The following is a 12,835-nucleotide window of genomic DNA, read 5'->3' as shown; positions in this document are numbered from 1 at the left end:
GTGACCGGCCGCACGCCTCAACCGTCCCGGTCGGTTCGCCCGCCGCCGGTCCTCGCCGACGTCACCCGGTTCCGCAGCCGTCCGGCCTCCGCGAGGGTCCTCGCCGCCGTGGCGGCCAGCGCCGGGCGGCCGCGGACGAAGCGGCGGGCGGCCCGGACCGGCTCCCGCCCCAGCCGGAACGCGGCCCCGCCCGGCCCCGGGCACACCACCGCGCCCTCGTACACCCACAGGTCGCGGGTCTTGAGCGTCGTCTTGTAACGGGCCGGACCGCTGCCCAGGTCGACCAGCCGGACCCCGTCGGCCGCGGCGGCCTCCAGCATCCGCAGGTGCAGCACCAGTCCGGGGGAGAACTTGCCGTAGGCGCGGTCGTACGCCGGGAACCACCAGGAGAGCACCGTGGGCGAGCGCAGCCCGAAGTGGGCGGCCACCGGCCGGTCACCGGCGTACAGCACGGAGAGCAGTCCCCGGCACTCGGGGTCGTCGCCGCGGGCGAGCAGGTGCACCAGGCCGCTGATCCACTCCTGCGCGAACCGGTCCCGCCGGCCGGTGCGGCGGTACTGCGCGGACTTCCAGCGCATCAGCTCCCGCAGCACGGCCGGGTCGTGGGAGTCGTACACGAACCGCACCTCGCCGACCTGGCGGACGAGTCTGCGTTCCTTGGCGAGCGTCTGTCTGACGAAGCCGGGTGCGCTGCCGCGCAGCTTCTCCAGGTAGTGGCCGAAGCCGCCGTCGAGGTCGACGACCGGCACGGCCAGTTCCTCGGCCGCGTACGGCGCGAACGCGTGCTGCCCCTCTGCCAGGTTGTCGAACTCCCACGACGACAGGGAGCAGGCCCGCAGCAACCGGCGGGCGTCGAGGCGCACTTGTGGGCTCAGCACGGCGCCCTGGCTGTCGGAGACGCCGAGCCCGACGGCCCGGCCCCGCCCGAAGGTGCCCCGCTCGAAGGGGAAGTACCCGACCGGTGTGCCGTCCTCCTGAAGGACCGCGACCCTGGTCCCGGCCCGGAACCGCCCCACGGCACGGGTGAACCCCGGGTCCAGGAAAGGGTTTTGCGGTACCTCGGCACCGGCGCCCAGTTCCCTCCACCTCTTCATGTCGTCCGGGCCCAGTTCGTCCGGCCGCAGCACGCGGATGCGCTTGCTCGGCATGGATCTGCCTCCTGTGTCGTGGGATGCGGGACACACGAAGACCTGTTCGTCGCCGTCGGCCGGCTCAGGCAGTCGACGGGCCGCGCGGAACAGGCCACGGTCGTACTGCCGTTCAGCAGCGGAACGTCTGCGACTCCACCGCGGCCGGGGTGAGCGGGCCCGCCCCGGAGCGCCCGGTGACCCCCGCGGCACCCGGGTCCGCGGCGGCGCGGGCCGTCGTGTCCTCCCGAGCGGGGTCACCGGCGACGGCGTGGCCGACTCCGGTGGCACCCGCGGGCCGCGCGGAGCGGACCACCGCACGGCGGACGGTCGTGTCCCGCTCGCAGGGACACGGTTCCCGGACACTCTCCTCGCCGGAGCGGACCTCCCGGGCGTCCGGGGGGTTAGAGGCGTCCGAGGGGTCCGGTGCGTTCGCGGCGCCGGCGTACGCGCGGTCCGCCGTCGCGACGGACACAGTCACGGACACGGACGCGGGCACGGGCACGGACGCGGGGACGGGCACGGACGCGGGCACGGGGACGGGGACGGGGACGGGGACGGGCACGGACGCGGGGCCGCCCTGTGGCGGCTGCGGCACGAAGAGGTGGAGCAGCAGCACCGACGCCAGCAGCAGCACCGCCGCTGCCCACGGACGCCGCACCATCGGACTCCAGCCCCTGCGTCAGGCGGGGGGACAGAGGTGTCCGGCCCGGGCAGTCCCCCGAACACGCCGGGCCGCGCCCTCCAGTAGGCCGACCCCGTCCCGGCCCGTCAACCCCTCGCGGCGGACCGATTCGACGTGCCGCGACCGCTCGGTGGCCGCATCGGGCCGGCGTCATCCGCTCACGCGGCACCGGTGACGGGGACGGCACCGGTGCCGCGTGAGCGGCGCGGCCGGTGCGGTCGGCGGAACTCGCCTCAGTGGACGGCGGCGGCGCGGGCCAGGACGTCGGTGACCTGCTCGCGGACCGCGGCGCGGGCCTCGGCGGGCAGGGATCCGAGGGGGCCGGCGTCGAGGGCGTCGGTGACCTGCCCGGCGTCGGGACCGGCGTCGGTGGTCTCGCCGAGCACCTCGTAGCCGTCGCGGACGGCCACCCTGAGCCGCCGGTGGCCGCTGTCGTCGGCGTGCACGGCGCAGGCGACGACCAGCGGCGGCGGGCCGCCCGCCGCGGCCGGCAGCTTGCGGTAGCCGGTGACCACCGGCGTGTTCCAGCGCAGGGCGAGCAGCAGGTGACGCTTGGCCAGTACCTCGCCGAGGTCGGTCTCGTAGCTCCGGTCCTGGACCAGCACCGTGGCACGGGCGTCCAGGACGAGCGCGGCGGGGAGCAGGCACCGCAGGGTGCTGCCCACGATGTTGCCGCCGACCGTGGCCGCCCGGCGCACCGCTCCGGTGCCCACCGTGGCGGCCGCCGCGCGCAGTACCTCCGGTACCCGGTCGTCGACCTGGTGCAGCAGCACGGCCGCGCCCAGCCTGCCGGGCCCGATCTCGTTCGCCTCCGGCAGCTTGCGCAGCGACATCGCCAACTCCGGGAACCCGTCGCGCTGCCAGCCGGCCCAGACGAGCGTCGCGCCGCCGACGGGCACCGCGCCCTGGGCGAGGTACTCCTGCGCTTCGGACACGGACGTGGGCAGACGCAACAGCACGGCAGCCGACCTGCCTTCCTCGGAGCTGGGTGGCTGCGGCGCGGGCCTCGGGTGGGGCGCGTCCTCGACCACATGATCGCTGGCACAGCGCATTGTGCCCGCGCACGCGGGGGCGCGTACAGGGCTCATGCCGGTACCTCGTGCGCCTCTGGCGCGCCGGCACGCGGCCGCGGGTACGGACGACTGCTCGACGAATGTACTCGAACTGGCTTCGCTGGTAGGGGCGTTCGGGATATCTCGCGTCCGCCGCAGCTCCCGGGCCGCGCGCACCAGCGCTGACCTGGAACGGTCGCGGTCGGTCGCGGTCGGCGTCACCGTGCCCGGTGCGCGGCTCGGTCCGAGCCCTCCGAGCCCTCCGAGCCCTCCGGGTCCGCCTCGACCCGGCCGGCCAGCCGCTCGTGGCGCTGCCGGGCGGCCTGCGGAGTGCCCAGGCCCAGACCGAAGGCGATCTCGTGCCAGGTCATGCCCCGCCCCCTGGCCATCGTGAGCAGCCCGGCCTCCAACTCGTCCAGCTCGCCGCGGATCAGGGGGACGAGGCTCAGCGCGGCCGTGATGTCGGCCCGGTCCACCTCCGGCTCGCCCTCGTCGGGCAGCGCGGCCCCGCTCAGCAGGAACGACACCAGCCGGACGGCCTCGTGCGGGCCGAGCAGCCCCGGGTTGATCTGACGGCGGCGCTGCCCGTCGGTGGCCGCGTGGCGCTCGGCGATGCGGAAGAGGGAGGCGTACACACGCTCGGCACGCGCCTGCTCGGAGTGCGGCGGTGTGAAGACATCGGTCTGCGGAGCGCCGGTGGGCGGTGGGTTCGACGGCATGCCGCCAGCATGCGGCACGACACGAATCGACGTCAACGCTATATGTTGAACTCTCTGTTCAACTGGGAAAGGAACGTCCCGTGCCATCCGTGCGCCGTGTCTCCCACGACTTCCTGGAGCGTCAGGGGCTGACCACCGTCTTCGGCAACCCGGGCTCCAACGAGCTGCCCTTCCTCGCCGAGCTGCCCGACGGCTTCCGGTACGTGCTGGGCCTGCACGAGGGTGCCGTCGTCGGCATGGCCGACGGTTATGCCCAGGCCACCGGCCGGCCGGCGCTGGTCAACCTGCACGCCGCCGCCGGCTCCGGGAACGCGATGGGCGCGCTGACCAACGCCGTCGCCGCCCGCACCCCGCTGGTGATCGTGGCCGGGCAGCAGGTGCGGTCGGCCATCGGGCTGGAGGCGAACCTGACCAACGTCGACGCGCAGGCGCTGATGAAGCCGCTGGTCGGCTGGGCGGCGGAACCCGCCTGCGCCCAGGACGTGCCGCGGGCGCTCGCCCAGGCGGTCTTCGAGGCCCGGCTCCAGCGACGGCCGACCTGTCTCTCCGTCCCCTACGACGACTGGGCGGCCGACGCGGGCGACAACAGCCTCGCGCTGCTGGAGCGGCGGGTCGACCGCGCCCTCGCACCGGACCCGGCGCAGCGCCGCCGCCTCGCGGAACTGGTCGCCTCCGCCCGGCGGCCCGCGCTGGTGCTGGGCGGCGACGTCGACTCGGCGGGCCTGTTCGACGACGCCGTACGGCTCGCCGAGCGGCTGGGCGGGCCGGTGTGGGCGGCGCCGTCGCTCTTCCGGCTGCCCTTTCCCAACCGCCACCCGCTCTTCCGGGGGGTGCTGCCCGCCGGCATCGCGCCGGTCTGCGCGGCGTTCGAGGGACACGACCTGGTGCTGGTGCTCGGCGCGCCCGTCTTCCGCTACCACGAGTACCTGCCCGGCCGGTATCTGCCCGAGGGCACCCGCCTGCTCCAGGTCACCGAGGACGCCTCGGCCGCCGCGCGGGCGCCGGTGGGCGAGGCACTGGTGGCCGGAACCGGGGCCGTGGTCGGGGAACTGCTGAAGGCACTCGACGCGCACGGCGCCCACGCCACCCACCCCGCCCACGACGCACCCGCCGAGCCCTACCGCCCGCTTCCCGAGCCGCACACCGCCGAGGGACCGCGCCTGCACCCCGAGGAGGTGTTCGCCGCGCTGCGCGACGAGTCACCCGAGGACACCGCGTACGTGGTCGAGTCGACCTCGACCGCCTCCGCGTGGTGGCGCCAGATGGACCTTCGCCGGCCGGGCTCGTACTACTTCCCGGCGGCCGGCGGGCTCGGTTTCGGGCTGCCGGGCGCGGTGGGCGTCGCGATGGGCTCACCCGGGCGGCCGGTGGTCGGCGTGGTCGGCGACGGCTCGGCCAACTACGGCATCACCGCCCTGTGGACGGCGGCGCAGCACCGGGTGCCGCTGACGATCGTGCTGCTGCGCAACGGGACGTACGGGGCGCTGCGCTGGTTCGGCGGCCTGCTCGGCGTGCCGGACGCCCCGGGCCTGGACGTGCCGGGTCTGGACTTCACCCGCATCGCGGCGGGCTACGGGGTGCCCGCCCGCCACGCGACCGGCACCGCGGAACTCCGCGCGCTCCTCGCCGAACCCACCGACGGCCCCCGCCTGGTCCAGGTGGACACGGCGCTGACCACGCCCTCCTGACAGCGACGGCCGCCGGGACGCCTCACCTCACCGCTCCGGTGGGCTCGGCCAGGGGGCCTCGCCGACGCGCGTGCGGCGCGGGCCGGGGTGAGGATCGGTGGATGGGTTTCGTGCTGCCGGTCCTCTTCGCGCTTCTCGCCGCGTTCAGCAACGCGTCGGCCACCGTGCTCCAGCGGCGGGCCGCGCTGACCGTCCCGCAGTCCCAGGGGTTCCGGCTCTCCCTCATCCTCGATCTGCTGCGGCGGCCGGTGTGGCTGGCGGGGATGGTCGCCGTGGTCGTCGCCGGGGTCGCGCAGGCGGTGGCGCTGGCGACCGGCCCGCTGACCCTCGTCCAGCCCCTGTTCGTGCTGGAACTCCCGCTGGCCCTGCTGCTGGCCTCCATGACGACCGGGCGGCGCATGCCGCGCGTGATGTGGCAGGCGGTGGTCGCCGTGGTCGCCGGGCTCGGCGTCGCGCTGGGGGCGGCGGCACCGGGTCACGGGCAGGACGACGTGACACTGGCCCGCTGGCTGCCCGCGCTGGTGGCCTGCGGCGTCGGCACCGTCCTGCTGGCCGGGGCGGGGCTGCGGCGGCCGGTCGGCAAGGCGCGGGCCGGGTGCCTCGGCGCGGCCACCGCCGTCTGCTATGCGCTGACCGCAGCACTGATGAAGGACGCCATGCGGGTACTGGACACCGACGGCCTCACCGGCTTCCTGACCACCTGGCAGACCTACGGCTTCGCCGCGGCCGGGGTGGGCGCGGTACTGCTCCTCGAACACGCCATGCAGGGCGGCCCGTTGGTCGCCTCGCAGCCCGCCCTCACCCTCGGCGACGCCACGGTCAGCCTGCTGCTAGGCGTACTGCTCTACCAGGAGGGCATCCGCACCGGCTGGTGGCTGCTGCCACAGGTGCTGGGTGTCGCCCTGATCGTGGTGGGCGTGCTGGTCCTCGCCCGGCGCGGGGTCGACCTGCGCCCGGGCCGCTGACTCCGACGCCGCCGAACCGCCGCCGGACCACCCCCGAACCGTCGCCGCGCCCCCGCACGGCCGCGCCGGTCCGCCGCCCCCGTCGTCGTCCCGTCGTCCCGTCGTCCCGTCGTCCCGTCGTCCGTCGTCGGCCGGGCGGGTGACCTCGGCGTACTCCGTCCGAGTGGTGCGTCGGCGTACTCGGTCGTAGCGTCGTATCGACCACGTACCGGGGCGGTGAAGCGGGCCCCGGGCAGACGGGCGGAGCGGACATGCGCGGACATGCGATGAGGACGGCGGTCACGATCTGTGCCGCCGCGGCGCTCGCGGCACCCCTGACGGCGGCCTCGGCCGCGCCCTCGACCGAGCCCGGCCCGCGGCCGGCGCGGGATCCCGTGCTGGTGGACTGCCAGGGACGCCCCGAGGTGCGTCCCGGCTCCTACCTGGTCGCCTGCGGGGACGGCAACAGCAGGCTGGACTCGCTGCACTGGGCGCGCTGGGACGCGGGCGGGGCGGTCGGCCGGGGCGTCAACGTCGTCAACGACTGCGACCCCTACTGCGCGGCCGGCACGTTCCGCTCGTACCCCGTGACCGTCCGGCTGGAGTCGCCGGCCGCGGGCGAGACCTCGCGGCGGCACTACACCCGCATCACCCTGACCTACACCGACGGCCGGCCGGCGGGCTACCCGGCCCAGGTCAGCTACCCGCTCCTGGGCTGAGAGCCGTCGCGGACCCGGCGGCCCGGCCGGAGGACGGCGCCCGGCCGGAGGACGGCACGGCGGTCTCCGGCCGGGGCGCCGCCGGTCAGCCCTCCCAGGTCCAGTCGGTGACCTCGGGCAGGTCGACGCCGTGCTCGCGGATGTGGTCGTGGTGGCGCAGCCGGACGTCCTCCATCCGCTGGCGGACGGCGGCGGCGCGCACGGCGAGGCCCGGCACGCGGTCGATGACGTCCATGACCAGGCGGTAGCGGTCGAGGTCGTTGCCGACGACCATGTCGAACGGGGTGGTCGTGGTGCCGATCTCCTTGTAGCCGCGTACGTGCAGGTTGCCGTGGCCGGTGCGGCTGTAGGCCAGCCGGTGGATCAGCCAGGGGTAGCCGTGGTACGCGAAGATGACCGGCCGGTCGGCGGTGAACAGGCCGTCGTACTCGAAGTCGCTCATCCCGTGCGGGTGTTCGCCGCTCGGCAGCAGCCGGGCGATGTCGACGACGTTGACGACCCGGACGGCGAGTTCGGGCAGGTGGCGGCGGAGCAACTGGGCGGCGGCCAGCACCTCCAGGGTGGGGACGTCGCCGGCGCAGGCGAGGACGGCGTCGGGTTCGCGGCTGCCGTCCTCGGTGCCCGCCCAGTCCCAGATGCCGGCGCCGCGCGCGCAGTGCGCCCTCGCCTGGTCCATGGTCAGCCAGTCGAAGGTGGGCTGCTTGCCGGCCACGATGACGTTGACGTAGTCGCGGCTGCGCAGGGCGTGGTCCGCGACCGAGAGCAGGGTGTTGGTGTCCGGCGGCAGGTAGACCCGGACCGCCTCGTGGCTCTTGTTGAGGATGTGGTCCACGAAGCCGGGGTCCTGGTGGGAGAAGCCGTTGTGGTCCTGGCGCCACACGTGCGAGGTGAGCAGGTAGTTGAGGGAGGCGATGGGGGCGCGCCAGGGCAGTCGCCTGGTCACCCGGAGCCACTTGATGTGCTGGTTGACCATCGAGTCGACGATGTGGACGAACGCCTCGTAGCAGGAGAACAGCCCGTGCCGGCCGGTGAGCAGGTAGCCCTCCAGCCAGCCCTGGCAGGTGTGCTCGGAGAGGATCTCCATGACCCGGCCGTGCGGGTCGAGGTCCTCGTCGACCGGGAGGGTCCGTTCCTGCCATGCCTTGCCGCTGGCGGCGTAGACGGCCTGGAGGCGGTTGGAGGCGGTCTCGTCGGGGCCGACCAGGCGGAAGTCGCGGCGGTCGGCGGTGGCGGCCATCACGTCCCGGAGCAGCTCGCCGAGGACGTGGGTGGGTTCGTGGGTGCCCCCGCCGGGCTTGTCGACGGTGACGGCGTGGGTGTCCAGCGACGGCAGGGGCAGTTCGCGCAGCAGCAGTCCGCCGTTGGCGTACGGGGTGGCGCCCAGCCGGCGGGCGCCTTCCGGTACGTACTCCAGGATCTCGGGGCGGGGGGCGCCGCGCTCGTCGAAGAGTTCCGCGGGCCGGTAGGAGCGCAGCCACTGCTCCAGTTGCCGCAGGTGGTCGGGGTTGTCCCGGACCGCGGTCAGGGGGACCTGGTGGGCGCGCCAGGTGCCCTCGACGGGGAGGCCGTCGACCTCGGCGGGGCCGGTCCAGCCCTTGGGGGTGCGCAGCACGATCACCGGCCAGCGGGGGCGTTCGGTGACCCCGTCCTCGCGGGCTCCGCGCTGGAGTGCGGCGATGCGGTCGAGGGCGGTGTCCATGGCGCGGGCCATGGCGCGGTGCACGGCGGCCGGTTCATCGCCGCTGACGTGCAGGGGGTCGTGGCCGTAGCCGCGCAGGAGGGCGTCGAGTTCGTCCTCGGGGAGCCGGGCCAGGACCGTGGGGTTGGCGATCTTGTAGCCGTTGAGGTGCAGGACGGGCAGGACGGCGCCGTCGTGCACCGGGTCGAGGAACTTGTCGGAGTGCCAGGACGCGGCCAGCGGGCCGGTCTCCGCCTCGCCGTCGCCGATGACGCAGGTGACCACGAGGTCCGGGTGGTCGAAGGCGGCGCCGTAGGCGTGGGCGAGCGAGTAGCCCAGTTCGCCGCCCTCGTGGATGGAGCCGGGGGTCTCGGGGGCGACGTGGCTCGGTACGCCGCCGGGGAAGGAGAACTGCTTGAACAGGCGGGCCATCCCGGCCGCGTCCCGGGTGATGTCCGGGTAGGTCTCGGTGTACGTGCCCTCCAGCCAGGAGTTGGCGAGGACGGCGGGCCCGCCGTGGCCGGGGCCCCAGACACACAGGGCGTCGAGGTCCCGCGCCTTGATCACCCGGTTGAGGTGGGTGTGGACGAGGTTGAGGCCGGGTGAGGTCCCCCAGTGCCCGAGCAGCCGCGGCTTGACGTGTTCCGGGCGCAGTTCCTCGGTGAGCAGCGGGTTGGCCATGAGATAGATCTGGCCGACGGCGAGATAGTTCGCGGCGCGCCAGTGAGCGTCCAGGGCGGCGGTCTCCTGGTCCGACAGCTCGGTCGGCGCCTGTTGCGGGTCGGCGGACATCAAGGGTCCTTTCGGTGTCGGGACAGCGGACGGGCCGAAGAGGGTGCCGGTGCCATCCCACCACCCTTCGCGGTCGGCACGGGTACCCGACAGGGCCGTTCGGGTCACCTTCCGCTTTCCGGGACGCCGTGACCTCCCGCTCCCGGGCCGGAAGGGAACGGGGCCGCCGTCGGCGCCGACTCCGACGGGGGCCCCGCCGCGGCAGCGCCTACCCCGGCTCGCGGCACGCACGCCGGTGCCGACGGCGGGCCGGAGGGGGCGAATTTTGCATGTCGTGCATCTTTGCATAGCATGCAAGTCATGTCGGAGGGGGTGCCGTGGGAGACGGGCTGAGAGAGCGCAAGAAGCGTGCGACGCGCGCCGCTCTCACCGAGGCGGCGGTGCGTCTGGCCGCCGAGCACGGGGCGGAGAAGGTCACCGTGGAGGCGATCAGCGCCGCCGCCGGCGTCTCCGTGCGGACGTTCTTCAACTACTTCGACACCCGCGACGACGTCTTCGTCCTGACCGGCGCGGAGACCGGCGCCCACGTACGCCGGGCGCTGCTCGCCGCCCCGGCCGCGCTCTCCCCGCTGGAGGCCCTGCGCGACGCCCTCGCGGCGGAGCTGGCCGAGGCCGAACAGCAGCACGAACTGTGGAGGCTGCACGGCGAGGTGCTGCGGGCCGCGCCGCACCTGCTGGTACGCACCATCGGCGCGCATCTGGCCGACGAGACCGAGCTGGCCGAGGCCGTCGCCGAACGACTGCGTCCCGGCGCCGTCCCGCTCGCGGCGGCGGCATCGGCCGCCTGCGACGAGGAACGGCGCAAGGCGCTGGAGCTGTACCCCCGGCTGCTGGCCGCCGTGGCGGTCACCGCCGTCCGGGTCAGCCTCGACCACTGGTGCGCCCGTCAGGAGGAACGCGCCTTCAGCGACGTGTTCCAGGACGTGTTCACGCTCCTCGCCACCGGACTGCCGGCGCCGCCCGCGTAGGTCCTCCGCCCTTCCCCGGCATCCTCCCCTCGGTCGCCCGGCGTCGCGCCGCGGCACCGCCGTCCCCTTGTCCGACTCCGACCGCGCGTCCCGGGCACCGCACGGGCCTGCGGAAACCGGTCCACGCGAACCACCGATCCCCCTCCCACCGATCCCCCTCACCGTCGAAAGAGAAGTCGTGACCGCAACCCAGGCGCCCGCCGCCGCGCCGCCCAGTTCCATGACGCAGAAGCAGATACTCCAGGCCATGTCGGGCCTGATGGCCGGCATGTTCGTCGCCATCCTGGCGGGCACCGTGGTGTCCAACGCGCTGCCGACGATCATCGCCGACCTGGGCGCCGGCCAGTCGTCCTACACCTGGGTCGTCACCGCCGAGCTGCTCGCGATGACCGCGACCGTGCCCCTGTGGGGCAAGCTGTCCGACCTGTTCAACAAGAAGCTGCTGCTCCAGCTCTCGCTGGGGATGTTCGTGATCGGCTCGCTGCTGGCGGGCTTCTCGCACGGTGTGGAACTGCTGATCTTCAGCCGGGTCGTGCAGGGCATCGGCGCCGGCGGTCTGACCGCGCTCGCGCAGGTCGTCATGGCCTCCGTCATCCCGCCCCGTGAACTGGGCAAGTACTCCGGCATCTTCGGCGCCGTCTTCGCCGTGGGCACCGTGGCCGGGCCGCTGGTCGGCGGTGTCCTGGTCGACACCTCCTGGCTGGGCTGGCGCTGGTGCTTCTTCATCGGCGTACCGTTCGCGCTGCTCGCCATCGCACTGCTGCAGCGCACTCTGAAGCTGCCCACCGTGAAACGCCAGGTGAAGATCGACTGGCTGGGCGCCTTCCTGATCGTCGCCGGTGTCTGCGCACTCCTCATCTGGGTGTCGCTGGCGGGCAACCAGTTCGACTGGGCCTCCTGGCAGACCGCCGCGCTCGTCGTCGGCGGCGTGCTGCTGCTGGCCGTCGCGGTCTTCGTCGAGTCGCGCACCGCCGAGCCGGTCATCCCGCTCGACATCTTCAAGAACCGCACGGTCACCCTCACCACCGTCGCCAGCCTCCTGGTCGGTGTCGCCATGTTCGGCGGGACCGTCTTCCTCTCCCAGTACTTCCAGGTCTCGCTGGGCAAGTCGCCGACCGTCGCCGGTCTGATGAGCCTGCCGATGATCCTGGGTCTGCTGGTCTCCTCCACCATCGCCGGGCAGCTCATCAGCCGCACCGGCAAGTGGAAGCGGTACCTGGTGGCGGGCGCGATCGTGATGACCGTCGGTCTCGCCCTGCTCTCCCTGATCGACGCCGACACCCACTTCGGCCTGCTCAGCCTCTACATGGCGGTCCTCGGCATCGGTGTCGGCCTGCTGATGCAGAACCTGGTGCTCGCCGCCCAGAACGACGTCCCCGCCGCCGAACTGGGCGCCGCGACCTCCGTGCTGTCCTTCTTCCGCAGCATGGGCGGCACCATCGGCACCTCCGTCCTCGGCGCGGTCCTCGCCAACCGGGTCGCCACCGAGATGACCAAGGGACTGAAGGACGCCGGTGTGGCCGGCGCGGCCGGGGGCGGCGAGGGTGCTCTCCCCGACATGTCCACGCTGCCCGCCCCGATGCGGGAGATCGTGGAGCACGCCTACGGTGTCGCGACCGCCGACCTGTTCCTCGTCGCCACGCCGTTCGCGCTGCTCGCGCTGGTCGCCGTGGTCTTCATCAAGGAGAAGCCGCTGAAGACCACCAGTGGTCTGGAGCGGCTCGCCGAGGAGTCCGGCGCGGTGGCCCCGGCGGTCGCGGACAAGGGTCCCGCCGCTCCCGTGGCCTGAACCGGGTCCGTTCCTACGGCCGAGTCCGACGGCCGAGTCCGACGGCCGAGTCCGACGGCCGAGTCCGACGGCCGAGGGGCCGCCCGCATCGCGCGGGCGGCCCCTCGGCCGCTTGCGAGCGGGGCGGGCGGGGCGGCAGGCTGCGGTGATGGCCACTTTGCTGATCGTCCACCACACGCCGTCGCCGAACTGCCAGGCACTGCTGGAGGCCGTGGTCTCCGGGGCGAGCGCGCCGGAGATCGAGGGTGTACGGGTGGTGCGGCGGGCCGCGCTGTCGGCGGCCGTCCCCGACGTCCTGGAGGCCGACGGCTACCTGCTGGGCACCCCGGCCAACCTCGGCTACATGTCCGGCGCCCTGAAGCACTTCTTCGACCAGGTCTACTACCCGTGCCTGGACACGACGCGCGGCCGGCCGTTCGGCGCCTATGTGCACGGCGGCAACGACACCACGGGCGCGGTGCGCTCCATCGAGTCGGTCACCACGGGCCTCGGCTGGCGGCCCGCCGCACCGCCGCTGACCCTGACCGGCGAGCCGGGCCGGGCCGACCTGGAGGCATGCCGTGAACTGGGCGCGACGCTCGCCGCCGGTCTGATGGAGTGAGCCGGCCCCGGTGGCGGCGCCAGGGCGCGACACCCGGTGATGTTCGCGTTCAGGCCGCTGGTCAGGACCGGGC

11 protein-coding genes are annotated in these 12,835 nt (G+C 74.0%); 6 read left to right on the top strand and 5 right to left on the bottom strand.

Translation table 11 applies throughout. From position 1 onward, the window contains the following. Positions 1-17 precede the first annotated feature (17 nt). The 4 genes from ABEB00_RS06905 to ABEB00_RS06890 form a co-directional block, all read right to left on the bottom strand. Entirely contained in the window at positions 18-1,148 is a 1,131-nt protein-coding gene (locus tag ABEB00_RS06905) for a GNAT family N-acetyltransferase (protein WP_345618023.1), read from the bottom strand. 112 nt (positions 1,149-1,260) lie between these two features. Then, entirely contained in the window at positions 1,261-1,791 is a 531-nt protein-coding gene (locus tag ABEB00_RS06900) for a hypothetical protein (protein WP_345618022.1), read from the bottom strand. A 254-nt stretch (positions 1,792-2,045) separates the two neighbouring features. Then, a complete protein-coding gene (locus tag ABEB00_RS06895) occupies positions 2,046-2,771 on the bottom strand; it encodes an FAD binding domain-containing protein (protein WP_345618021.1) in 726 nt (241 codons plus the stop codon). Positions 2,772-3,082: 311 nt separating this feature from the next. After that, positions 3,083-3,583: a DNA-binding protein gene (locus ABEB00_RS06890; RefSeq protein ID WP_345618020.1), complete on the bottom strand. Its 501-nt coding sequence runs from the start codon at positions 3,581-3,583 to the stop codon at positions 3,083-3,085. A gap of 80 nt (positions 3,584-3,663) precedes the next feature. Here ABEB00_RS06890 and mdlC point away from each other — a divergent pair, with 80 nt between their 5' ends. The 3 genes from mdlC (at position 3,664) to ABEB00_RS06875 (ending at position 6,934) form a co-directional block, all read left to right on the top strand. Continuing rightward, complete coding sequence (gene mdlC / locus ABEB00_RS06885) at positions 3,664-5,271, top strand: benzoylformate decarboxylase (protein ID WP_345618018.1); 1,608 nt, start codon at positions 3,664-3,666, stop codon at positions 5,269-5,271. Positions 5,272-5,372: 101 nt separating this feature from the next. After that, positions 5,373-6,236: a DMT family transporter gene (locus ABEB00_RS06880; protein ID WP_345618017.1), complete on the top strand. Its 864-nt coding sequence runs from the start codon at positions 5,373-5,375 to the stop codon at positions 6,234-6,236. Between the two features lie 251 nt (positions 6,237-6,487). Further along, on the top strand, positions 6,488-6,934 hold the full coding sequence (locus ABEB00_RS06875; protein WP_345618016.1) for a hypothetical protein: 447 nt from the start codon (positions 6,488-6,490) through the stop codon (positions 6,932-6,934). An 85-nt stretch (positions 6,935-7,019) separates the two neighbouring features. Here the strand turns inward: ABEB00_RS06875 and ABEB00_RS06870 are convergent, their stop codons facing one another. Further along, a complete protein-coding gene (locus tag ABEB00_RS06870) occupies positions 7,020-9,404 on the bottom strand; it encodes a phosphoketolase family protein (RefSeq protein ID WP_345618015.1) in 2,385 nt (794 codons plus the stop codon). A gap of 317 nt (positions 9,405-9,721) precedes the next feature. On the opposite strand from ABEB00_RS06870, the gene ABEB00_RS06865 reads away from it, so the two are divergent. The 3 genes from ABEB00_RS06865 (at position 9,722) to ABEB00_RS06855 (ending at position 12,762) form a co-directional block, all read left to right on the top strand. Then, entirely contained in the window at positions 9,722-10,372 is a 651-nt protein-coding gene (locus ABEB00_RS06865; RefSeq protein WP_345618013.1) for a TetR/AcrR family transcriptional regulator, read from the top strand. Positions 10,373-10,592: 220 nt separating this feature from the next. After that, positions 10,593-12,161: an MDR family MFS transporter gene (locus ABEB00_RS06860; RefSeq protein ID WP_345618069.1), complete on the top strand. Its 1,569-nt coding sequence runs from the start codon at positions 10,593-10,595 to the stop codon at positions 12,159-12,161. 148 nt (positions 12,162-12,309) lie between these two features. Continuing rightward, positions 12,310-12,762, top strand: a complete 453-nt coding sequence (locus ABEB00_RS06855; protein WP_345618012.1) for a flavodoxin family protein — start codon at positions 12,310-12,312, stop codon at positions 12,760-12,762. Positions 12,763-12,835: the final 73 nt, after the last annotated feature.

The sequence above is a fragment of the Streptomyces ziwulingensis genome (genome assembly GCF_039542605.1).
Taxonomy (GTDB): Bacteria; Actinomycetota; Actinomycetes; order Streptomycetales; family Streptomycetaceae; genus Streptomyces; species Streptomyces ziwulingensis.
The sequence above is the reverse complement of the archived record's forward strand: the minus strand, read 5'-3'. Positions and strand labels throughout refer to the sequence as shown.